This is a genomic window from Bacillus sp. 05T21, from assembly GCF_056396785.1.
Genome location: NZ_JBFTMD010000028.1, coordinates 1 through 21,945 on the forward strand (window position 1 = coordinate 1; position 21,945 = coordinate 21,945).

Genomic DNA, 21,945 nt, shown 5'->3' on the forward strand with positions numbered 1-21,945 from the left:
AGGTCGATGAATTTAGAAAGTGCAGTGATTTGTTGTAATGTTAGTTCCGCTGGTTTTTGATTGAACTTTTCTGCAATGATTGATTTCAAATCATTTTTAGTCATTCCGAAACCTTTAAGTTTCTTATTAATTTCTTCCCATTTGTTTTTCAGTACTTCTTCTGGATCAACCGTTTCACCATCTTCAACCTGAATCTGATTTGGTTTATTTGGCGTGATATCTACACGTTTTTCTGAGTCATAAGATTGAACATTATCCATAGGACTTGATGAGACTGCTTCGTCTTCGTTAATTTCAATGCCGTACTGTAATTTAGCCGCACGTTTCATTGCATGTTTCTTGAACATATCGTTGAACCAGTTATTCCACATATGCTTGTTTGTGCCGTTCTTCATGTGAATTACTTCGTCTGTTTCCATCATGACTACAACATCTTTGAAACCATCACGTTGAGCTACTGCATAGCAACCAATTACTTTTCCACGAGGGAATTTAACTTGGTGCTTTCTAATAATCCATTCACCTTCTTGAGAACGATCAGCTTCAAACTCATCGTTTTCATGAACCGTTTGAACATCGATACCTTTATATCCGTTCTTTTGTCTTGCTAGGTGAAGCACACCTTCCACTGATACTTGGATACTCATTTTCCCGCCGTACACGATGCAATAAATGTGATTTAGGAAAGGATTAAGTTCTGAGTTAACGCAAGTTTGGACGAATAAAGCAAATTGTTCATTGCTTGTACCTGTTGCGATTGTACTTTTGATTGTGTCTAGCTCCATTTTCGTAAAGTTACCGATTACCTTTTCTGTATTTGGCGCTGCCGTTACTTGATTAGTCATTGATTACTTCCTCCAATTCCTCTTTCAAATCTTCTATTTCGCTTGTTAAAGAATCGATTTGATCTTGTTTTTCGCTTAATTCATTTTCAACGTGGTCATCAATTTCTTCCGCGAGCTTTTCTAAAGCTTCAATCATATTAATGCTTAAATCTTCCTTGTTATAATCGATAAAAGATTCTACTAGTGAACCTACGTCTGTACTGCGACTTTGTGCCGAACCAACTAGATTAATTGTCATTGTTCATTTCCTCCTTTTGGATACCTTCTGATTTAATCGTGAACTCTGTATCTTCAACCTTCGCAATGATTAGCTGTCCTACTGGCTTTGTGAAATGTAGGATACTTTCAGCGTTATCAACGAATGTTGGGAGCACTAATTGAGATTGCTTACTCAATACTTCAACAAGCTCTAGTCCTGCTTTAATCTTTTCTGCTGTAGAAAGTCTGCTGTATGGTTTCTCGTCCATTAGTATTTCAAATGTTGCTCTCTCTTCGCCGTTTTTAAGAGTTTCATAGAGCTGTACATCGATGTTTGTAAATAAACTTTGAATCTTGCTTACCATCAATTCAGAACGTTTTGTACGGAAGTCTTTAATCGCATCAATGATTGCTATCGATTCGTTCTTTTCTTTGCGTATCTTCGCTTGTACGTTTGCTGCATCATCAATTTCTTTCTGTAGTAGCTCTAACTGTTGAGATTGTTTAAGTAATCCGTTTAACTCGTAAATCTTTTCGTCTATTTCTCTTGTCTGAGTTGGATCTACTTCTTCAGCAGTCATTTCTTTTATAGAAGCTTCTAGTTCTTTTAGTTTCTTAACCATGTTTGAACCAATCTGTTTTGCTTCTTCAAAGCGATTAATTTTGTTCTGTTTAACCTGTTCAACTGCTTCATCTTGCAAGGCTTGTCCACATGTGTGGCAGGTGTCTTGTAATTCCTCGTCACGTATACCAAGTACTACATTCTTCTGATTTAAAACCTGCTGCTTCATACCTTCAATTTGATACTGTACTTGATTGAACTGTTGCTGTTTTTGCTGTGAATCTCTAACCGTTTTATCGATTTCTGAACGTTTCGCTTGTAATTCGGATAGTTGCGATTCAATTTCTTCTTTATTAACATCTGTACTTTCTGCTTTTTGCTTTTCGTACTGTTCTTTTAATGTGATAACTCGTTCACTTGCACGCTCATATGATTTCTCATGTGTTTTCTTACGTTCTATATGAACTTTCTGTAAGTCTTCTATTGAAAGTTTCTTTAAGTTTTCTTCTAATAACTCAACTTGTATTTTTGGTAACTCTGCGAATACTTCTTTTTTCAATGGTTCTCCAACATATTATAGAAGTTGTTCACGTTGTATCTGCCAATGTTGTGAACTGAAGAATCCAGGATTGAATAGTGATAGAAATGCTTGTTTATCAAACAACTCGTCTATAAAGGATTCGAATTCCTTTGCTTTCTTAGGAACTTCATTAATGAAGTATTTTGCTGCTTTCTTTTGAGCTTTACCAATCAAAATGTCTTTATCATCTACTTGGATAAGAAGTTCAACTTTCGTTTCTGCTTCTTCATTACCAATAGGTTTAGGTTCGTTCTTAGTTCCGTATGGATCAATACCGTATAAAACCCATGTAATTGCTTCACCTATTGATGATTTACCTGCTCCATTCGGGCCACTAATTGTTGTTATTTCACCGAATGCTACATTGAGACTGTCATGATTTTTAAAGTTAGCAATACGTAGTTCTTTAAAGTTGATTTTCATTATTTTTCCTCCTTGTTTTGAGGAGAAACCATTTGGTATAATAGAGGTGCGTTATGTTTTATAGTTTCTCCAAACCGTCCTAGGCGTAGGGCGGTTTTTATTTTGTTTTGATCAATCGTATTCTGGATTAGTTACTTCAAGCTCAACTGCATCTTCATCAATAATTAGCTTCGCTTTACGTGCATACATTTTAAATAAAGTTTGTTCCATTCCGTAAAAGCCACCCATGATTGTTTTTGCATCAAATTCTTTGAATTCTTTTGTATCTCTGTAGTGACGTCTTTGTTCACGAATTTTAATATTTTCAACAACATTGCTCTTTTGATTTACACAAATTTGGTATTTGCAATCGTATTTGTCTTTATCGGATTCTGCATCGAAGTACACATAAGTGAAGCAATAACTATTTTCTACATGCATCGACATTTCATGGTAGTCTTCGTAACCCATTTCATCTAAATCTTCAATTTCTTTCACTAGATCCTTCATAATCTCAGACAGCTTATATTCTTCTTTTGAATGTAGAAGCAGTTCATCTAACTGTTCCTTCATGCGATTAACGCCCTGTTCATGTAAAACCGCATTAAAATGGTCTTGAATAGTTGAAACAATAAAGTGGTTATAAGACGGGATATCTAATTCACTAAGATTAATTTGAAGTTGTTCTTTTACCTGTTTTTCAAGCATTTCGCCAAAATCGCTATAACTTCTTAAAGAACGGTCAATTACATTTTTAATCGTTTCTTCTAATTGAGCTTTTACGATTTTTTCAACATAACCTTCATCTTTTAACTTCGCTAAAGAGTCATTAATCATTAAATTTAAATCCATTTTCAATTCCCCATTTCTCTCATTTCTTGATGCTTTCACGCATCGGAATATCCAGGAACCCATTTGCTAGGTGGGGGATACCATTGAATTCCTGAATATTCCGACAAGCAAAGGCTTGCCTATATTTGTAAATTCGTGGTATCATCAGGTCATAAGGTTGGTGACTCGACCTTATACCCTTATACGATGAGTCTTGAGCTTCACACTCAAGGCTCTTTTTCTATTTTGCTAGAGTTATATAATGGTACTTCTCGATGACTGCCACGCAGTTATGTAACTCTTTAGCTTTTAACTCTCGTACCATTTTGATGATATTTGCTTTGTCTTCCTTATCCTTCTGCTGTTTATCCATCACTGTTCATCCTTCATAAATCTTTTGTCTATCCGATCCATCAAATACACGAACCCTTTGAAAACTATGACTGCCACCAACACCATGCATAATGAGAATGTGCTTTCTTCCATTGTTTATGCCTCCTCGTGTTCCCATAAATGATTTAAAGCCGTTTCAATCAATGATTCTAGATGCTCAGTTCTATTAACGATGCTAGGGAATGAACCATGTTCATTAGTGAGTGTTGCTGGATATCGTTCTCTAACATCTGAGAAAGCTGATTCTAATATTTCAATAGCTTCTTTTAGTTGACTCATGCTGTAGCACTTCCTTTATTTAGAAGCTTGTCAGCTACTCGAACCGCATCTTCTAACTGATTTGTCATTGATAAGTACTGTGGTCTTGTTAAATCTTTAAGACCATGCTTTTCTTTGTAGTTTGTGATGCGTAATTTCAAGTTAGTTTTGTATGCTGTGTTAAATGCATCTGTGAAAGCTCTCCATGCATTTGGGATAGTCATTTTCTCTTGTTGTGCATGTCGTCTAATCATTTTGTTTAAGCGTTGCTGCAAGTCACCAACTGTATCGATTCTGTCGATGTTGTCTAATCGGTGATTCACTGTTGTTACTTGCTGTTCTAGCTGAACCATTCTTTTTTCACTTTCCATATTTTGTTGAGCTAACATATAGATCAACTCAGCTGGTGACTTTACTTGTTGTTGGCGGAATCGTTTTTCTACTTCAATGAAGTATTTTCTGATTGCTCGTCCCGCTTCGTTATTTTGAACCATCGCAAACTCTTTTCCGGTGTCTAATGTAAGCCAATACTCATGTTTAGTAACATTTTGACGTTCCCCAATTTTGGTGAGCGTTAAATAGTAATCTTCATTCTCTGTAAATCCGTAATTTTTAATTCTTTCCTTAACCCATGTTGTGAAATCTTTCTTCACTAACATTTGTTCATGTAACTCTCGAGCATTTACGAATTTCTCACCATTTTCATTTTGATAAACCGGAAGCATTTCATTCGCGATTACCTTTAATTGATTCATTTTCTTTCCTCCTTTTATCAAATGATAAATTTTTTATCATTAAATACCGCAAAATATTCAGGGAATAACTCGGTAACACTTATATTAAATACATCCTGATACTTAACCATTATGTCAGGTCTAGGTAAATATCCATTTTCGATTTTACGAACATAAACCGTTGATATACCAAGCCTTTCAGCTAATTCACTTTGAGTTAATTTCATTGTTTTTCTTTCTTGCTTTAGATCGACTTTCATTTAACCACCTTCCGTTCTTAACACGTTTCTTTCGATGTCTTTAGTATAGATGATAAAAAATTTATCGTCAACAATTTTTATAAATTTTTTATCATTTTTACGAAAAGGGGTTTAAAGTGATAAAATTTGTATCTATAATGTAATTAAGGATTCACTGAGAGGGGAAAATTAAAAATGACTTTTGGAGATAAATTAAAACAATTGAGGGGAAAGCGTACACAAGGTGATATAGCTAATTCATTAAATATATCTCGTGCGACGTATTCACACTTGGAAAACAATCGAATAGAACCTAGTATGACTGTACTTAATGCGCTTGCTGATTTGTTTTGCGTAACATCTGATTACTTATTAGGGAGATCGTCAGACTCACGTTTAACTGAATCAGAGGATAAAGTTACTAATGATATGGCTAAACGTTTTGCAGAGTTAGTTGCGGATTTACCAGAGGATGAACAAGAAAATGCTTGGAAGCAAGCTTTAATGTACGTCAATTTCACAAAAGCAAAAGATAATGATTAATGTAAACAAAAAGCTAACCAAATGGTTAGCTTTTTTTATTTCGTTATTTCATTTTTATATGTACCTGAATCGAGGGATTTTAACACCTCTTCAGCGTTAGTTCCCTTATTTTCCAAAAACCACTTCACCATTAATTCTTTTGCTAATTGCTCTTTTGTCATTATAAATCCCCCTTGCATCCTCTTTTGTATATTTTTGGAATTAATTCGGTTTTTCTTCAAAAACCAAAATACCGAATTTTTCTTAAAAACACGAAATGCGACCGCCTAATTATAGACAATCGCATTTCATAATATATATTTAAATGTATTTAATTACCATCCTGTTCCCGGATCAGTCATATATGAAACAACATTTTTTGTTGGAGTAGCTTCTTTCTTCAATGGAACCGGATTAAAAATAACAGCTCCGACAAACGCTATAATTGGGATTAATACAAGAATTTTCTTCATTTAGAAAATCACCTCTCTTAATGATAATTATACCATTTATTCATATTAAGCCCAACTCTTTTTTAGGTAAAAATGAGAAAAATATGTTCCCATTCTCCTCACACATTCTAAGGCTTTTCTTCAGTAATTCTTTATCTGAATTTCGCGCTAAAGCTAATACAAATGTTTGCAAGTCAGAAAGTTTTCCGTTCTTTCTCTCTAAATCCAACAAAACATTTTCCGCTTCTGTGTTTCTTCCTTGCCTAACTAAGAATAAAGCTAATTCCATTCCTTTTAATACCTTTTCGAGATCCACAATATCCTTCCAATGGTACACCTTCAAAAAATGCAAAGTTTCAATAATTTGTTCTTTCTTTTTCTCTAACCCGATACTATAAGGCATACTATCTATTTTTTTTATAGCGACCTCTAAGTAATTTTTTGAAACAAAAAAATCCTCAAACAGATATGACTCTCCAAGCTTCCCTAAAGATGTAATTTCAGCAATCCTATAAGTCGTATCTGATTCGCAAATTTTCAATATTTCAAGGCAAGCTTTTCGAGACTTTTGGATTTCGCCACGTTGCAAAGTAACTACACCAATCGCATCTTGTAGTCTTACTTTGAAAGTCTTCTTTATATATTTATTCGTAATTGTACTTATATTTTTCTTTATATCCTTTAATCGTTCAGCAATTAAATTGTAATTCCCACATTGATAAAGAGCTTGGCAAAGAATTAGCTCAATCAAAATATTCATTTCAAGACTTTTTACATGTTTTTCTTTTTCTTTAATTCGTTTATACAGCCAAGTGTAATCCGCATCTTTTGTATATCTTTCTGAAAGCAAATCATAGACTTCTCCCCACTCTTTATTACCCTTAACCTTTACTTTTTCTATTACTTTATTTAGTGTTTTGAAATCACCACTTAAAGCTAAATATTCCATTGTTTCTTGAAGATTTTCTAATTTTGCTGATTTTATGTAATCTGAGATGTCACTCGCTTTACTATTGCTTCCCTTTTTTAACAAATCGTGTGTTCTAGATAAATAACAAAAACTCATTTGAGTTCTTCCTTTAAAAACATCTGTAACGACACTAGGACTAACTCCCCAATGTGTTGCTAAATCTTTCTTTTTAATACCAGCCACACAACGTTCTCCATCCAGCCTATTTAATAAATTACTCATTAATACTTTATTAAATTCTATCTCTTTCTGTTTTTCTGCTAATTTACTAGTCATTCGTTTGCTCCTCCTATGGAATGGAACAAAGACGCTTCGCTCTTTTTCTCAACTTTAAAAATAGGAAATTCATACCATGTAATGATTTAATAATATCGGCATGTTATAATGTAAGTGTTACTCGTGTAGTAACCGAAAAGAGACTTATGGCAGATGTTCCCCTTTGTGAGTCGGGCGAACGGTACAAGTAGTGCTCGCAACACTCTTGTACACGCTGTGAGTCTTTTTTTCGTTCCTTTTATTTTGTATTAATAATAACACAAATTTCCCAACATTCAGTCATAGAGTTATCAGATAAATGTTGATAAAGTTTGAGAAACGCTGTATATCAACGTTTCTCGTGTTTTACGGAATGAAATATGTAATCATGCATATTGTCATATGAAGAACCTATATGAATATTTTACCACAATAAACAGAACTTATGTTCTTTTTATTTTTATATGATTCAAAATAAGTCATATTAATAACCAAATGTTTCGTAATTAATCGTTTTATCCAAATATATACCATTCACTTCTCTTGTTCGCTTATAATTGTCAAAGATTATAAAGGGCGGTGAATAGTCATTGCTTAGCGAAAGACTAGTATATTTTCGTAAGAAAAATAAATTAACACAAAACGATGTTGCTCACCATCTAAATGTGGTTCGTTCAACTTATACTAACTGGGAAGCAGGTCGATCGGAGCCAGATATATCGACTCTTATCAAAATTTGCGATCTTTATAATATTTCTTTGGATAACCTGGTGGGTAGGACATATCGTATGCCACCGCAATTTGAAGTTATTTTAGATCAAATATCCGATTTAGACACGGAACCACAAAAGAAGGCTTTGAATCTGTTAGTCGAGTACACTTACTTGATTAAAAAGTATTTCATGTAGACTTCACACTCCTTATTTTAACGTACAAGCGTTTTAAATTAGATTGTAATCCGAAACTACTTAAATGAATCAGAAACAGAATACGTGGCATTGCAGTGCTTTGTATTCCGAATTTGGAATGTTGTATTTGATTTGATTGTAGAAGAAAACATTTCCAATATCTAGTGGTAAAATTTGACATAATTTGACCATTTCAACCATTGAGGGCTTAGGCTCTCTTTTTTTATTTTCATTCGACAAAATATGACAAAATAGTTGTAACTGTTTCTGTTATGATTTCTATAAATATTACAATTTTACATAATTGGAGGATGCATAAATGAAGAAACCGTTCTATAAAAAGTGGTGGTTCTGGGGAATTATCATCTTTTTTATTTTAGGAATAACTGGAACGCACGATAAAAAAGAAGAAGCAAAGAAAAACGCCGCAAAAGAAGTAGTAGCAGAAAATAAACAAGAAGTTAAAAAAGAAGACTTACTTGAGGATAAAGTTAAAAAGGCAGTGAATAAAAAGTTAGGAGAAAAGAATGTAGAATCTGTTAATGTTAGCGATAAACCAGACACTACAAATCCGAATGAGAAAATCGTGCTGATTACTGCTGGAGAGAATAGTAGTGTTACAATTAATCTTACAAAAATAGGAATGTGGAAAAACACCATAGATATACTAAAAGAATTAAAAAGCGAAAAAAATATTAGCGAAATTACATTCAATTATAAATTTCCAATGATAGATACATACGGGAATAAATCGAAAGAGATTGTTATGAAAATTACACTTGATCGTGAAACGCTTGATAAAATCAATTATGATAATCTCCCAAGAGAAAATCTACCTATAATAGCTAAGAAATATTGGATGCATCCAGGATTCAAAGACTGAAACTAATAAGTAATATAAATTATGGATTCATGCTATATTTCTCAATGACCAACATTGCTTAAAGTGGTAAAATAATATTCGGATGGGGATCCAACATATATTATTAAAATTAAAGTGGTTTAAGTCGGAGGAAGGCACCTTAGGGTGTCTTTTCTTTATACATAAAAACACGTCAAATTAACTTTTAAACGTGTTTTTCGGTAAAATGATATTTAATATAATCTATCCCTAGGCTAACTAATGGGATAAGTATTGCTAAACTTAATGCATAAACCATCGTTTTTAAACCTGTATAATTTAGAAATTTATCCGCTATAACTAACGCTAAAATAAATAATATTGTTGATTTAATAAATAGTTTAAAAAAATCAATCTTCATATTGGTTCCTCCTTTACATCATAAAAAGAAAAATGAAAAATTCTTCAAATGAGTGTATAATATACATTAGACAGAGGCACAATTGCAAGAGAACAGAGTGGTTGAGACACCCTGTTCTATGTAATACTCACTAATTAGTGAGTGAACGGAACATAACTAAAAGTAACTATCTTTAGCACTCTTAGCCACTCTACAGCTACGTTCATAGCTTGAGTGGTTTTTACATATGTAAAAATAGATAAATTCCGCGTTTTTTGTTCTATATATTCAACGAAAGGCTCAATTAAGTACCTTTCCATGAAAAACAACAATACAGCGCCTATCAATTCTTTCACATGCATCACCTCCTTCTGATAAGAACTAAAAATCAACAGCAATTGTTGTTTTAGATTGCTTGATTTTAGTTAACTTACCAGAGGTAGGCTGACAATCCCACTCGATTAACTATCATTACTGGAATAATGTAGCATATATTTGTAAATTTGTACATGTCAGAATTTTAAGCAAAAAGAAACATAAAACGCTTTAAATATGCTATATCAATACATTTGTTGTTTTGCTTCTTTATTTAATAAATCTTGAGAAACAACAGCCCATCGTCCATTGGGTAATTTAAAGATAGCTTCATCACCATCGTCTACCATATAACCCATTACAGTTTGTCCACCCTCTAAATCTTCTGTAGTAACTCTACCCATTTTTAATAATGTCTCAATAATTGCTTCCTTATCTTGATCATCAATAAAATAATACTTAAAAATAGCTTCATCATTTTCAAATAACATTATTTCTTCCCAATCTAATATATTCACATCGCATTCAAAATGATTAGAAATCACTGCAATATCATCTCTTGAAAATCCTTTTTCTTTAAGTTCTATTTCTAACAGCATATTCATTCGATCAATCCCCTTTTCTATTAATTTATCTAATAATAGGATAACACCCTCATATCAATTTTTGTTGACGATAATGGAAACTTATTTGAATAAATTTCACGTACTATATCTGATTGATAAAACACAATTCCGTAATAAGGCATATTCTAACCGGCCGTCCCCTTATCCTCTACCCAAGTAAGTAGTAAATCCCTTAATTATTCTTCTATCTTAGTAAGTAGTTCCCCCAGCTATTAAACAATCTCAAGTTTTTCATCTTTTCTTCGAATTTAATCTTGACTGAAGGTCTTGAGGGTTTTTATCATGTGGGAACGATTATGGAATACGGCTGGAAGGCAGATTTATCCCCTACTTTGAAAGACTACAAAAAAGTAATCAATCAAAATAGATGGATAAGCGTCTTGTTTTCGCCATGCGGTCACTTATAAGGTATCCGTATGTATAGACCCTGTTCACTCAGCGATCTTCACCGCATACATCCTTTTTCTATGGCTTGTCCTTGTAATATCGTCCCTACACGACAAACTGAATGTACTCCCTAGCACCGTAATGCTAACGATAACCACCCGAACCTTTTAGAGAATCGTCCCTGGGCAAGTTCTCGCCCTCCCTCACCAAAAGAACAGGATTCCAGTGAGGGGTGCTGTTTTTGTAGGCGTATACTTTGTACCCCCTGCACGACTAACAGCTAGCCACGCCGTAACACGTTCCCTCTATATAGAAGCACGGAATTACGGCTTATCAGTTTTTATCTACGTGGTATCAGGCAATTCCACGCGAACAAAAAAACAAAAAAGACATCTCCAATTCCTAAATGGCCTGTACATTCACAAGACTTCTAGGTTTAGTGATGCCCGGTATATATCTTTTGGACTACAAAATAATCAAAACTAGTATTTACTAGTTGATATTTATCCAAACAATAGATAAAATGGGTATATCAAAGAAGCCTCGTGAAAAGGCATAGTTGTTTAAGGCTAGTGATGGTACACTACTTAAACGTAAACACTGTGGGTTAATACAGTTCATTCTAGTAAGTGTTAGTAGCAATTACTAGAACTGAGTCACTCCGCTAAAGGTTGGTAGCCGATAGCAATTGGAGTGGCTTTTTTGTTTTCTGTTCATATTCAATTGTTGTATGAATCTTCGTTTATGTAAAGTATCAAATTATGTTTTGTTTTGTAGAATGATGCTTGTTGTGTACTACGTTACAACAAGCTTTTTTGTTTGTAAATGCCTCTATAATTGGGTTTATGGCATCCAAATAATTTAATTGAAGGATAAAAAGATACAAAGATAGAAAGATACATTTATCTTTAGATACAAAGATACATAGTTTACCTTCGTGTATCTTTAGATACAAAGATAAAAAGATACAAAGATAAAAAGATACATCAATTAACGTTGAATTCATGGGATTCTTATCATAATTTCTGTACACGAAAAATGAGGTGAATCTATTAAACATAAAAAAGATACATTTATCCTTTTACTTTTTGTACAAGCTCATGTTATTATCAATTCGAGAATAAAAAGATAAAAAGATACATTTATCCTTTGTTACATTTATATTACAATTTTAAAAGGAGCGATTCCTGTGAAAAAAGGATACGTAATAATCAACGCCCAACAAAAAGGTGGAGTTGGAAAAACAACTGATTCGTGTATGGAATCTCTTGTTGCTTCTTTAATCTTTAATAAGAAAGTTTTATTTATTGATACTGATCTTCAAGGGAACGGTACAACGTTCTTAGCAAAATCATTTAATATTACCGAAATGCAAAAGACATTAATGAAGTGTCTTGAAGAAGGAGACTTATCATCAGGTGTTGTGCAGCTGCATGAAAATCTAGATATGATCCCATGCGGATATGATATGAGGAAATACACTGACTTCTTAATCGAGAATTTCAACACGATTGAGGACAGAACTTTCTATCTTTCTAGGTTGCTAGAAAAAATTAAATTCAACTACGATTACATATTCATCGACATTCCACCTTCAACAGATTTAAAAGTGGATAATGCGATGGTGGCAAGTGACTATATTATAGTAGTTCAAGAGACACAACAATTTTCATACGAGGGAAGCCAACGTTTAATCTTTGAATACATCCAAACATTAGTTGATGATTTTGGATCACTTGTAAAGATGCAAGTCGCTGGAGTACTTCCTGTATTGCTACAACAAAAACGTGCTTTACACAAAGAAATTGTAAAAAGTACAATCACTACTTTTGGTGAAGAGAATGTATTTACTACGATTATTAACAATCACGCACGTTTAGAATGGTATCCACGAATTGGCTTACAATTTGAAGACCATCATGATAAAAGAATGCTAGCTTTATTCTGTGATATTTTCTGTGAATTAGAAGAAAGAATTCACCTTTTCGAAACTGAGGGAGATATAGAAGCTGGATATAGATATACTCCAAGGTATTTAGTGGACAACAAGCTGACGAAATTAGGGAAGGGGATTGACATAAGTGGCTTTAATCAAAAGGGAAACACCGCAAGAACCGAAGATAGCACAATCTGCTAATACGGAAAGAAATTTTCAAACTGATAGCAGTCCCAAAAAGAAATCGATGAAAGCTCATGAACGTAAAAATATAAAAGTCTCACCTGAAACATTTAGTAAAATCAAAACAATTTGTACAATGAAGAGCATGAAAAATTACGAATTTATTGATGAAATTTTAGAGTTTTACATCACTAATAATTTAACTGAACGTGAGCAACGTATACTTAAAAATATAACTTCTAGTAACAAGTAGCTATAAGGAAATCCCTTCCCCATAGCTTTTCTTTTTTGTATCTTTGTATCTAAAGATACATGTATCTTTTTTTGAAAAACACTAGTATTCATACTGTACATCAAATGAAGTTGAAGAAAGGTCAAAAATAGGTATAAGGTTTAACTTTATACCTATCTAAATACACACATTAATAATTTTATAAAAACTAAATAGGAGTGGTACCTGTGGAAAATAAGAGTAATTCTTTTGTAGTGACTTTGACGCCTATTACCGAAAGTTTAGATTTAACTATTCAAAGCGATCATACTGACATGGAAAAGGAAGAGCAAGACCGAACTTTCCCAGAAGAGGACAAGCTCTTTGAAAAGCCTAAGAGAAAACTTACTACGAAAGAGTTGCCGAAATCTTTCCGTGTCTCATTAGAAACACATACAGCTATTTCAACGCTTGCTACAATTGAAGATATGAAAATTTATGAAGTTATAAATATGTTAATCGAAGAAAAAGTTGCTGCATTACCTGTACCAAAACAAGAGCTAGTGAGAAATGCTGTAAAACAAGTACTTGAAGTAAAGAAAAGTCGAGAATAGGTATGGATTTATAAAATTATGTCTGTAAGAAAAGAAGCCCTACTTTTTGTAGGGCTTATCATTTTAAGCAATTAAATTTTCACCAAAACCTCCACCACGGCTTTTTCTTCTCTTTCGCAACAGCAACCTCATCCCGAAATTCCTGCATCATTTTCTTCGCTTCCTGCATCTCGCGAAGTGTCTTCATCAAAGTCTCATCTCGCGCTTCTAATCGTTTTTCTACTCGTTCATTATGCGCTTCTACACTCGCTTTGATTTCCTCGTTACTTTGCTTCGCCTGCTCGCTTAATCGCTTCTCCATCGCTAACATACCTTGATTCATTTCTTGTGCCATAACGTTGTACTGCTGCTGGAGCTGTTCTTGAATGTGGAATGGGATTAGATCAGTTCCCTGCGATTCCTCTGTCTCCGCATTAGGATTGGCGATTTCTAATCGCTGCGCAATCATCTTCGCTGCCTTCTCTAACGTCATGCCGTCATGCTTGCTAAGTTCAATCAACTTATCAATCACCATAACGTCATGCTCTGTGTATTGGCGTCTGCCACGATTATCCTTCTTTACAACGAATCCCTCTCGTTGCAATACTTCCATGTACTTTCTTAGGGTGCTATCACTTATTCCTAGTCGTTTGTATACTTCACTAGCGGAATAAACAATTTCGTCCGTCATAGCGTCACAACACCTCCTAGTGACAGTATTCCATGATGGTTAAGATTTTCCTGCAAAGAAAAAAGCCCCACAATAAGCAGGACTAAATAGCCTTTGCAATCTCAACAAGCAACCTCATAAATAACGGAATCATTTGGACCACTATATAACCAATCCCAGCGCGACTTATTAACGAAAAACCACGCTCCTGGCTACCAACCATAATGAACAGGCCACCGCATAACGCTACAACGGATGCTATAGGATATGATACTGCTTTAATCAAGAAGATAACCGGTTCGAATGCATTTACAATACGATTGTATAACTGACCATCTATATAATTCTTTATTGCTCCATCATTGGACTGCACATCTTTAAATACTTCATTTACATCCGGATTATTTCCATCAGCAAAAACATGAGGAATATCTATAATTTGGCTGAATATAATAGCACTACCGATCACAATACTTATTCGCGCCGCCACGGGTGCGTATTTTTTTGCTTTCTTTTTGAACAAGCTCCACTTCTTCTTTGCTCCGTAGTTACCATCCATAAAATCTTTGATGCTCATTGTCTCAGTTGCCATATGGACCATCTCCTTATTGTTAATGGAAATCAGTAACCGTAAATATGTTGCAATCCAATCCCTCGCAAAGTTTCTGAAGTTGTTTTCTGCGGTATTCTGTTGTTGTGTACCAAATAAATTTAGGTGCCTTCTCAAACACATTGCATTCCATCAATTTTCTATACTTCTGCATCTTGATACGGTTCGCGCTCATTTTTTGCTCATGATCCACCTCTACAATGTGATAACGGCCATTATCCGTGAATAGCGCATCCGCAATAATAGAGACGATACTTTTCACATTCATTTTAACTTCCTGCTTCCACGTCTTCGGGCATTCGTAAGCAATATAGATATCGTTCCTCATAATGTAATGTCGAAATTGATTCGAACGTTTGAGTATTTTCTTACTCCCGATACGTTCACGGCCCTCTTTGTTGAGATAATAAACCTTCTCACCATCCCTAAAGCTAGATACATATTCTTCAATTCCTTTCATTACACGAGAAGCATTCCTGTCACCGCCAAGATCATGAAGTACCTGGATTTGCTTTCTGCTAAGAAAGCCGAGTTTCTTCAAGCTCAAGAGTATACTTTCCGTTCTCGCTTCCTTCATGGCTAGTTTTTGCATCTTCATGCTCCTTCCTCGCTCTAATGTTGATATGTGGCTTTATAATGGTATCTATTTGTTTATTATCGATATAAACAGTTTGTAGGACCTTTTTCTCGTTTGTTTGGTATATAGCCCTTCCTTTTATGTTGGGAAGACTCTCTGCACCACCCTCATCAAGTACAGCACGGCTACCTGCTTCAGTCTGCAATCTAAAACAAACACGAGCACCGATGTTTTGTCGTAACTGTGATGGTAAAGCTTCATTAGTTGGATATTGGGTTGCATATACCAAGCGAAATCCCGCTGCCCTGCCACGGCGACCTATATCTACAACGATGTCCTTGCACTCCTGATATGGCGTCATGTCGGCTGCCTCATCTACAATTACAAAGTACCTTGTTGGGTCCCCGGCTTCTTTTATATCTTCGTATCCTTTTTCTAGTAAGTATTCGTTTCTATCATTCAGTTTGGTTTGCAATTCCCTTAGAGTCTCAAGGGCTTCCTCTGGATTCTTGGCAATTGATTCGACTTGATTTAAGAATCGGTATCGGTTAAAAGAGAGACCACCCTTCAAATCGATTAGGAATAGCTTTATATTTTCTGATTGGTTGCGTACCAGGGATGTGATTATAAGTTTTAATACATTCGATTTACCCATGTCCGTCATGCCAGCTGATATCATGTGCGATAGTTGATCAAAGTCGTGTTTTACTAATCCATCCCTCGTATAACCAATAGGAACCTCCCAACCTCTACATTGCTTCATCATGTCTTCTTCAAACTTCACAAAAACAGGAATCCCCTTCTCATAAACTCGTATTTTAAGTAACCCATCATAAGACAGCTCAATTTCCTTTCTAACGAGTTTTTTCTTGTTTATGATGTTTCGTATCTGTTTTAAGATATCTTTTCGCAAACCAAGAGATTTGAAGTCTGATAGTTTGAAATCATAAACTTTGTTCTTGTGATTTAATCCGTCCTCTAAATGCTGTATCTTTTGTTCGAAATCGGAGAAGCTAAGACCAAGCGGGATTCTATACGCATATTCAACTCCCCACTCATTTCTCGTTTTGCGAAGCAGCTGTATGGTCCTGGTCTCTTTTCCTTCTTTCACTTTCAAACCGCAATTAGCACAAATCCTTTGAATCTTGGAGGCATCATTTGTTGCTCCTTTTTGATGCATTTTTGATAGAAAGACTACACCACCGACTGCAGCTGAACTTACTAACTCAAATATCACAAACTCACACCACCTTTCTTTTCGTGTTCTGCAAGAATAGTCCCTAAAAATTAGAAGAGATAAAAACAGCTATGAATCATTGAAAAGACTAATCTTGTAATGTCTGAAGCAGTATTCTGTAAACGAATTCTATTTGGAATAGGCGAAACGAAGTTTTAAAAAGTAATTCGTTTGGAAGTGAAAATCGTAATTTGTTTGGTATGGTAAAGTGTATTTGTAACGGTTCGTTCTATATGCATACTTTTTTGCACACGTATAAAAAAGTTACGTAGTGTACATGCTGTTACAGAGGTGAAATACATGTTTAATTGGATGAAGTTAGGGAAAACAGACAGGACTAAATTTGGAAGATGGTTAGATAACCAGGGGATTTACCAAGCTGAATTGGAGAATAAATCAAAATTAAGTCGGGCCACAATTTCTAAATTGTGCAATGATCATACATATAGACCGAAGTTTTCAACTGTTGTAAAAATAACAAGGGGATTGAAGAAGTTAGGTAAAGATGTAAATGGAGATGATTTTTGGATGTAGCTTCGTTAAAACGGGGCTATTTTTAATACTTTTAAAAGAACGTACGTTCGTTTATAATAAACATAAATTACACGAATTGAGGGATCATCATGGAAAATCAAAGTTGGGGTGCACCAAAATTACGCGGAAGAGGTATGGTAAAATGGGCTCCATTCGCTTCGATGCCTGAACAATACGAGGGAATTAGAGATATACTTAGTGATTTAAACAAAATGTCCAAACCAATCGTTTCAGAAGATATGAAAGAACAAATAGAACGTAGTTTGATTCATTCGATGCAAAGTAAAGAAGAAATCAATATTTCATTTTATCGTGACGGTATGATTCAAGACATGTACATAAATGTACTACACATCGAACCAATGTTAAAAACTGTGTATTGTACGGATGCATTTGGATTAGACACTGAGTTTAAGTTTGATGAATTAGTGAATATAAACTAAAAAAAAGCTGACTCAAAAGAGCCAGCTCTAATTTATTGCAATGTGATATTTGTAAAAGTATTATTTGAATCAACAAAGTTACGTATGTGATTCTTATTTGTGTAGTATTTTAAGTTTAGTGGCGCTGGGCCCAAATAAACAAACTCATTTCCTTCTAGAATTAATTCATTCGCTGCATTAGCTGATCCAGATGCTAATAGCGCTGCGAATGCAGGGTTACTTATCGACACTCTACAATCATTTACTTTATAAGTTGTGTAAGGTCTGTTCGTATCTGATAAAAACAGGTTATTTTTTGTATTAATAACGATATCGCAGTCATCTAATAGTGTATATGATGCCTGGTTGTCCACATTTGTAATACCAACTTCACAAGTTGTATCTATAAGTTTTGATTTAGTAACTCTAATGTTCATCGGACGACCACTAAATAGATGATTCCTTAACTCGCAATTAAGAAATTCTGACCTAGTGAACTCGCAAACGTCTACATTTTGAGCGTTAGGGTTTTCTGATCTAACTCGTAAATTTTCGAATCTACAATTATCATATTCTTTAACTTTAAACGTCATTTCCCTTTGTGTAGGGATCGATTTAAAGGTACATTTGCTTATTTTATTTGCTTTTATCCACGGTGTAGTAACTGGGTTTTCTGTAAAAGTAAAATGATTATTATCAAATGTGCAATTATCTCCCAAAGCAACGAAGTCAGGGTTTACGTATTGATTGTTAGATAAAGAAACTCTATACGAATCATTAGTTACATTCATATTGCCACCTGCGAAGCTGTTACCTTCTATATTCACAAAAGCCGCACTAAAGTTAGAAGTCATGAGTCCGATGTTATTTTGACAGTTGTATAAGAAATTATCCTTAATAGTCGCATGGACTAAAGAGTAAAGATTGATTGCAATATAATCAATGTTGTAAATATGATTGTGCTCTATTAAAACATCGTAGCAACCCACTAAAATTCCGTGATAACTTCCATAGATATGATTATCTTTTATGGTACAACTTGCACCATAACTATCTTCCATGTTTATTGAGTAGCGTGTTGGATCGTTAAAAATAGGCTTTCCATCAATAAATCTTACTGATCCTTTTCCGTTATCTCTAATTGTGTTATTAATGATTTTGTTGTAATTTCCGCCAAGAGTAACGCCACCCCTATGACCGTTGAAAATTTCACATTTTTCTACAACGTTATGATGAGGAATGCCGCCAAACATAATTGTATATTGCAGGTTCTTATTTACATTATTCTCATTATAAAATTGGAGTCTAAATTTTGTTGCGTTTACAGGAATAGAAATGTCAGTGTAAATTCTTCTCTTTTTCATAACCCCTATAAATTTGTTGTTATTGTCATAAAAAAAGATGTCCAGTTCTTTACTGTTTAAATTGGTTGTTCTAGCATATCCAGAGCCAGCGATAAGGAAGGAAGTTATCTTAGGTGTTAAGTCTTGAGGTATGTTTAACATCTTTGTCGTGAGTGTATTCGTAGAGGTAATTGATTGTCCTGTGCTGTAATCTAAAGCGTTTAATGTAAGCCCTTGGTCGAATTCGCCGTAATTAAATATAGAATCTGAGCTGAATGAAATGTTATCACCCATGTAATCCCGAACTGTACAATTGGTAATTGAACAATACGCAGAACTTTTTTGAAAAAGAACGCCATATGTGTGCTCCATTGCTACTTCTAAAGGATTAGAGAAACTTCTGTCGTCCCTACATCCAATGATAGTTCCGCCAAATAAATTAGAATTGGTGATTTTGCTAAATACAATACTATTCCCTTTGAAGTTGTAATAATCAATGGCTGTTCTATTGTCAAATGGTGATTTTTTATTAGAATCATATATTACTTTTAGTGTTGAACCATTTAAATTAAAGTCTAAATTTGTAACCATAGCAATTTCTCGAGGGTAACATAGAGCGTAATTACCTTTTGGAATAATCACTTCAGAATAATTATTAGCCGCTGCAAATTGTAGTGCATTGTTTATCCCTTGTATATTCTTATCGGCTTGTATATAATCTGCATCTACATAAGGTTTAGTTGGTAATCCTTCTTTTATTCCCCATCTTGATAAATCAATAACATATATCATATTTTTCCCACCTTATTTTAAATTTTTAGATTTTTTATTAGAAAAATAAAAAGAGCATCTTCGTGAAAAGACACTCTTTTGTTTATTCTCACTTCACATATACATAGGCTTCATTTGCAGTTACATAGTATGTTTTACCTTTGCTATTGTGTACTTTGTACTGTGGTGATCCATTGACATTTACTTTGTCATCAATCGTAAATCCTAATCCTACAACTACAGAGCCAGCCACATCTTTATCTTGCCAAGATGGAGCATCATAGAAACGTAGGTTGTCCACATTGGACACAACATGCTTCCCTACAATAGAAGAATCCACTGTACTCTTCTTATTAAACTTTACATAAGATGGATCATTCTTAATCCATTGCTCTCCGCCAAGATTTAACCAGCCATCCTTTTCGCCCCACACAACATATGATTCTGGTTTGTTTAGCTGACGAATCTTAGAATAGCTTGTACCAGGTCCTTTACGTAAGTTAACGTTGTAACCTTCAATATAAGCGATACCGTCTGTGATAACCGTTGGAACTTCTGCTGGTTTAGATGGCTTCTCAGGAACAGAAACTTCAACACTAGAATTATTGTATGCTCGTTGTACATCCGCTCTAAATTGAGCTTCAGAAATACCGTGACTACGTAAATAGTCTAATGGGTCTTCGTGGTCTGTACCGCCTAAATAATGCGTTACATCGCTATGTGTCCACAATCCTTTTTCTACAGATAAACCGCGGTCACGAAGGATTTTAGCAAGTAGCTTCACGTATTTATCATAGCTGCGTTTGAACTTATCGTAATCAGCTGTTTCGCAAAGTTCAACATGTACAAAGCGTTTATTAGCAGAAGGTCCACCACCATAAGCGATGTATTTTGTGTCAGCAATTTGGATTGTTTCATTCCAATCTACTGCATAATGAACGAATGCGTTTCTCCATGTACGAGACTCATATTTTTGGATATTGATAGCTGGAGCTTCTGGAGTCGCTGTACTATGCGCCACAACGCCCTCATAAGCACCGACGCCATAACGGTATGGTTGTTTTGGTAAGTCAGGAATAATAAGTGTTCTATCAGCAAAAGCCCCTGTTGTGAAACTTAACAGGAGCAATAGAGTCATAAATACAGAGGAAGCTAGTTTAATTGTTTTTTCCATTTATTATCAACATCCTTTTTCGTTATTTTGGAGTGGTCGTATAATCCACTAGCTGATAAACCGATGATGATTCCCTGAAATACGTTCATTTTTATGTCGAATGGCAAAAATAAAACGCCTAGCATAATGCCAAGCGTTAAATTAAGCAATGGAATGTATTTAGTTTGTAACCCAAGCATTTTCGCCACTTGAGATAAAGCTACAACAACCGCAATTATTACACTGACTTCAACCAACTTATACACCTCCTTTCAAGAGTAATCCAATAAGCGCTGTTACAATCGCACCAATAATGATTCGGAGAATCCATGTTGTATTGGCGCTAATCTTCTCAAGCTGTTTGTTTATATTAACGATATCCTTTTCATTGACAGTGGTACGTGTTTCTATGTTTCGGATATCTCGTTGTATATCTTTTTGATCTAGCTTTATTTGTTGGATCTCTTGCTTTAAATCTTGAATTTCTTGCATTGGTTCAGCTCCTTTCAAAATAAAAAGAACAATTTATTACTGTTCTTTAGGTTCTGTTGGACTTTTAGTTAATGTTTCTGTCGGATGCTCCGGTTCTGTAACTAGAGGTTCTTCTTTCACAGGGACAACTTGTTTTACATCAATTCGAGAGAAAATGTAATCGCCAATTACGACTGTAATTGTATTATTATTGTTTAATTGTTCATTTAGATAGATTGGATCATAATCGTTAGTTATAATTTCGATTTCTTTTCCAACGTTTGTATGAACTTTCAGCTTTGTAGTGCCTTCCACAGTAGGTAAATTGATTGGTAAAATACGTTTTACATCAATTCGTTGAATAATAAAATCACCGATTAGCACGGTGATTAGGTCATTACTATTTAATTTTTCGTTTAGTGCCTGTGCATCGTAATTTTCAGTTTGTACCGTGTGTTTTAATCCGCCTTGTGTATGGATTTCAATTATTTGCATATGTTATCAATCTCCTTTTAT

32 protein-coding genes are annotated in these 21,945 nt (G+C 34.5%); 8 read left to right on the forward strand and 24 right to left on the reverse strand.

Annotated elements, in window-relative coordinates; all coding sequences use genetic code 11:
* The 9 genes from AC1DKZ_RS27675 to AC1DKZ_RS27715 all read right to left on the reverse strand — a co-directional run.
* Nucleotides 1-845: RecT family recombinase (locus tag AC1DKZ_RS27675; RefSeq protein WP_476997459.1), on the reverse strand; the 845-nt coding region annotated here is incomplete at its 3' end.
* A complete protein-coding gene (locus tag AC1DKZ_RS27680) occupies nt 838-1,083 on the reverse strand; it encodes a hypothetical protein (RefSeq protein WP_476997460.1) in 246 nt (81 codons plus the stop codon). The genes AC1DKZ_RS27680 and AC1DKZ_RS27675, both read right to left, overlap by 8 nt.
* On the reverse strand, nt 1,073-2,164 hold the full coding sequence (locus AC1DKZ_RS27685; RefSeq protein WP_476997461.1) for an AAA family ATPase: 1,092 nt from the start codon (nt 2,162-2,164) through the stop codon (nt 1,073-1,075). Before AC1DKZ_RS27685 ends, AC1DKZ_RS27680 begins: the two co-directional genes overlap by 11 nt.
* A 15-nt stretch (nt 2,165-2,179) precedes the next feature.
* Nucleotides 2,180-2,608 carry an AAA family ATPase gene (locus tag AC1DKZ_RS27690; protein ID WP_476997462.1) on the reverse strand — a complete coding sequence of 143 codons (429 nt, stop codon included), beginning with the start codon at nt 2,606-2,608 and terminating at the stop codon, nt 2,180-2,182.
* Between the two features lie 111 nt (nt 2,609-2,719).
* Nucleotides 2,720-3,439: a hypothetical protein gene (locus tag AC1DKZ_RS27695; RefSeq protein ID WP_476997463.1), complete on the reverse strand. Its 720-nt coding sequence runs from the start codon at nt 3,437-3,439 to the stop codon at nt 2,720-2,722.
* 220 nt (nt 3,440-3,659) lie between these two features.
* Nucleotides 3,660-3,791: a hypothetical protein gene (locus tag AC1DKZ_RS27700; RefSeq protein WP_476997464.1), complete on the reverse strand. Its 132-nt coding sequence runs from the start codon at nt 3,789-3,791 to the stop codon at nt 3,660-3,662.
* A 116-nt stretch (nt 3,792-3,907) separates the two neighbouring features.
* Nucleotides 3,908-4,090 carry a hypothetical protein gene (locus tag AC1DKZ_RS27705; RefSeq protein WP_476997465.1) on the reverse strand — a complete coding sequence of 61 codons (183 nt, stop codon included), beginning with the start codon at nt 4,088-4,090 and terminating at the stop codon, nt 3,908-3,910.
* Entirely contained in the window at nt 4,087-4,824 is a 738-nt protein-coding gene (locus AC1DKZ_RS27710) for an antA/AntB antirepressor family protein (RefSeq protein ID WP_476997466.1), read from the reverse strand. Before AC1DKZ_RS27710 ends, AC1DKZ_RS27705 begins: the two co-directional genes overlap by 4 nt.
* 17 nt (nt 4,825-4,841) lie before the next feature.
* Nucleotides 4,842-5,063 (reverse strand): helix-turn-helix domain-containing protein, encoded by a 222-nt coding sequence (locus tag AC1DKZ_RS27715; RefSeq protein ID WP_476997467.1) that lies wholly within the window; start codon nt 5,061-5,063, stop codon nt 4,842-4,844.
* Nucleotides 5,064-5,237: 174 nt separating this feature from the next.
* Here AC1DKZ_RS27715 and AC1DKZ_RS27720 point away from each other — a divergent pair, with 174 nt between their 5' ends.
* Nucleotides 5,238-5,585 carry a helix-turn-helix domain-containing protein gene (locus AC1DKZ_RS27720; RefSeq protein ID WP_416493294.1) on the forward strand — a complete coding sequence of 116 codons (348 nt, stop codon included), beginning with the start codon at nt 5,238-5,240 and terminating at the stop codon, nt 5,583-5,585.
* A gap of 35 nt (nt 5,586-5,620) precedes the next feature.
* Here AC1DKZ_RS27720 and AC1DKZ_RS27725 read toward each other — a convergent pair whose 3' ends face one another.
* The 3 genes from AC1DKZ_RS27725 to AC1DKZ_RS27735 all read right to left on the reverse strand — a co-directional run bounded on the left by AC1DKZ_RS27725 (nt 5,621) and on the right by AC1DKZ_RS27735 (nt 7,262).
* Nucleotides 5,621-5,746 (reverse strand): hypothetical protein, encoded by a 126-nt coding sequence (locus tag AC1DKZ_RS27725; protein WP_416493293.1) that lies wholly within the window; start codon nt 5,744-5,746, stop codon nt 5,621-5,623.
* Nucleotides 5,747-5,899: 153 nt separating this feature from the next.
* Nucleotides 5,900-6,037, reverse strand: coding sequence for a hypothetical protein (locus tag AC1DKZ_RS27730; RefSeq protein ID WP_476997468.1), 138 nt, complete (start codon nt 6,035-6,037; stop codon nt 5,900-5,902).
* A 40-nt stretch (nt 6,038-6,077) separates the two neighbouring features.
* Nucleotides 6,078-7,262 carry an AimR family lysis-lysogeny pheromone receptor gene (locus tag AC1DKZ_RS27735; RefSeq protein ID WP_476997469.1) on the reverse strand — a complete coding sequence of 395 codons (1,185 nt, stop codon included), beginning with the start codon at nt 7,260-7,262 and terminating at the stop codon, nt 6,078-6,080.
* Nucleotides 7,263-7,831: 569 nt separating this feature from the next.
* Here AC1DKZ_RS27735 and AC1DKZ_RS27740 point away from each other — a divergent pair.
* Nucleotides 7,832-8,149, forward strand: a complete 318-nt coding sequence (locus tag AC1DKZ_RS27740; protein WP_476997470.1) for a helix-turn-helix domain-containing protein — start codon at nt 7,832-7,834, stop codon at nt 8,147-8,149.
* A 319-nt stretch (nt 8,150-8,468) separates the two neighbouring features.
* Complete coding sequence (locus AC1DKZ_RS27745) at nt 8,469-9,032, forward strand: hypothetical protein (protein WP_476997471.1); 564 nt, start codon at nt 8,469-8,471, stop codon at nt 9,030-9,032.
* 184 nt (nt 9,033-9,216) lie between these two features.
* Here the strand turns inward: AC1DKZ_RS27745 and AC1DKZ_RS27750 are convergent, their stop codons facing one another.
* The 3 genes from AC1DKZ_RS27750 to AC1DKZ_RS27760 form a co-directional block, all read right to left on the reverse strand.
* Nucleotides 9,217-9,411 (reverse strand): ABC transporter permease, encoded by a 195-nt coding sequence (locus AC1DKZ_RS27750; RefSeq protein ID WP_476997472.1) that lies wholly within the window; start codon nt 9,409-9,411, stop codon nt 9,217-9,219.
* A 134-nt stretch (nt 9,412-9,545) separates the two neighbouring features.
* Nucleotides 9,546-9,752 carry a hypothetical protein gene (locus tag AC1DKZ_RS27755; RefSeq protein WP_098143951.1) on the reverse strand — a complete coding sequence of 69 codons (207 nt, stop codon included), beginning with the start codon at nt 9,750-9,752 and terminating at the stop codon, nt 9,546-9,548.
* Between the two features lie 198 nt (nt 9,753-9,950).
* Entirely contained in the window at nt 9,951-10,310 is a 360-nt protein-coding gene (locus AC1DKZ_RS27760) for a hypothetical protein (RefSeq protein WP_476997473.1), read from the reverse strand.
* 1,597 nt (nt 10,311-11,907) lie between these two features.
* Here AC1DKZ_RS27760 and prgP point away from each other — a divergent pair.
* The 3 genes from prgP (at nt 11,908) to AC1DKZ_RS27775 (ending at nt 13,662) form a co-directional block, all read left to right on the forward strand.
* Complete coding sequence (prgP, locus tag AC1DKZ_RS27765; RefSeq protein WP_085313717.1) at nt 11,908-12,855, forward strand: ParA superfamily DNA segregation protein PrgP; 948 nt, start codon at nt 11,908-11,910, stop codon at nt 12,853-12,855.
* Nucleotides 12,839-13,090 (forward strand): hypothetical protein, encoded by a 252-nt coding sequence (locus AC1DKZ_RS27770; RefSeq protein WP_476997524.1) that lies wholly within the window; start codon nt 12,839-12,841, stop codon nt 13,088-13,090. The genes prgP and AC1DKZ_RS27770 overlap by 17 nt, the downstream gene beginning before the upstream one ends.
* Before the next feature lie 239 nt (nt 13,091-13,329).
* Nucleotides 13,330-13,662: a hypothetical protein gene (locus AC1DKZ_RS27775; protein WP_476997525.1), complete on the forward strand. Its 333-nt coding sequence runs from the start codon at nt 13,330-13,332 to the stop codon at nt 13,660-13,662.
* A 79-nt stretch (nt 13,663-13,741) separates the two neighbouring features.
* Here AC1DKZ_RS27775 and AC1DKZ_RS27780 read toward each other — a convergent pair whose 3' ends face one another.
* The 4 genes from AC1DKZ_RS27780 to AC1DKZ_RS27795 all read right to left on the reverse strand — a co-directional run bounded on the left by AC1DKZ_RS27780 (nt 13,742) and on the right by AC1DKZ_RS27795 (nt 16,735).
* Nucleotides 13,742-14,332: a MerR family transcriptional regulator gene (locus AC1DKZ_RS27780; RefSeq protein ID WP_476997474.1), complete on the reverse strand. Its 591-nt coding sequence runs from the start codon at nt 14,330-14,332 to the stop codon at nt 13,742-13,744.
* Nucleotides 14,333-14,414: 82 nt separating this feature from the next.
* The gene (locus tag AC1DKZ_RS27785) at nt 14,415-14,903 is read right to left on the reverse strand and encodes a hypothetical protein (protein ID WP_000190044.1); all 489 of its coding nucleotides are present in this window, start codon (nt 14,901-14,903) and stop codon (nt 14,415-14,417) included.
* A 19-nt stretch (nt 14,904-14,922) separates the two neighbouring features.
* Nucleotides 14,923-15,468: a replication-relaxation family protein gene (locus tag AC1DKZ_RS27790; RefSeq protein WP_476997526.1), complete on the reverse strand. Its 546-nt coding sequence runs from the start codon at nt 15,466-15,468 to the stop codon at nt 14,923-14,925.
* Nucleotides 15,440-16,735: an FtsK/SpoIIIE domain-containing protein gene (locus tag AC1DKZ_RS27795; protein ID WP_476997475.1), complete on the reverse strand. Its 1,296-nt coding sequence runs from the start codon at nt 16,733-16,735 to the stop codon at nt 15,440-15,442. The genes AC1DKZ_RS27790 and AC1DKZ_RS27795 overlap by 29 nt, the downstream gene beginning before the upstream one ends.
* 300 nt (nt 16,736-17,035) lie before the next feature.
* Between AC1DKZ_RS27795 and AC1DKZ_RS27800 the strand changes: the two genes are divergently transcribed.
* Nucleotides 17,036-17,269 (forward strand): helix-turn-helix domain-containing protein, encoded by a 234-nt coding sequence (locus tag AC1DKZ_RS27800; protein ID WP_476997476.1) that lies wholly within the window; start codon nt 17,036-17,038, stop codon nt 17,267-17,269.
* An 89-nt stretch (nt 17,270-17,358) separates the two neighbouring features.
* Nucleotides 17,359-17,712 carry a YolD-like family protein gene (locus AC1DKZ_RS27805; protein ID WP_476997477.1) on the forward strand — a complete coding sequence of 118 codons (354 nt, stop codon included), beginning with the start codon at nt 17,359-17,361 and terminating at the stop codon, nt 17,710-17,712.
* A gap of 32 nt (nt 17,713-17,744) precedes the next feature.
* Here AC1DKZ_RS27805 and AC1DKZ_RS27810 read toward each other — a convergent pair whose 3' ends face one another.
* The 5 genes from AC1DKZ_RS27810 to AC1DKZ_RS27830 all read right to left on the reverse strand — a co-directional run bounded on the left by AC1DKZ_RS27810 (nt 17,745) and on the right by AC1DKZ_RS27830 (nt 21,924).
* On the reverse strand, nt 17,745-19,826 hold the full coding sequence (locus AC1DKZ_RS27810) for a right-handed parallel beta-helix repeat-containing protein (RefSeq protein ID WP_476997478.1): 2,082 nt from the start codon (nt 19,824-19,826) through the stop codon (nt 17,745-17,747).
* Between the two features lie 88 nt (nt 19,827-19,914).
* Nucleotides 19,915-20,979: an N-acetylmuramoyl-L-alanine amidase gene (locus AC1DKZ_RS27815; RefSeq protein ID WP_476997479.1), complete on the reverse strand. Its 1,065-nt coding sequence runs from the start codon at nt 20,977-20,979 to the stop codon at nt 19,915-19,917.
* On the reverse strand, nt 20,958-21,158 hold the full coding sequence (locus AC1DKZ_RS27820) for a holin (RefSeq protein ID WP_476997527.1): 201 nt from the start codon (nt 21,156-21,158) through the stop codon (nt 20,958-20,960). Before AC1DKZ_RS27820 ends, AC1DKZ_RS27815 begins: the two co-directional genes overlap by 22 nt.
* A 58-nt stretch (nt 21,159-21,216) precedes the next feature.
* Complete coding sequence (locus AC1DKZ_RS27825) at nt 21,217-21,450, reverse strand: hemolysin XhlA family protein (RefSeq protein WP_426940673.1); 234 nt, start codon at nt 21,448-21,450, stop codon at nt 21,217-21,219.
* A gap of 36 nt (nt 21,451-21,486) precedes the next feature.
* A complete protein-coding gene (locus AC1DKZ_RS27830) occupies nt 21,487-21,924 on the reverse strand; it encodes a hypothetical protein (RefSeq protein WP_426940672.1) in 438 nt (145 codons plus the stop codon).
* Nucleotides 21,925-21,945 lie beyond the last annotated feature (21 nt).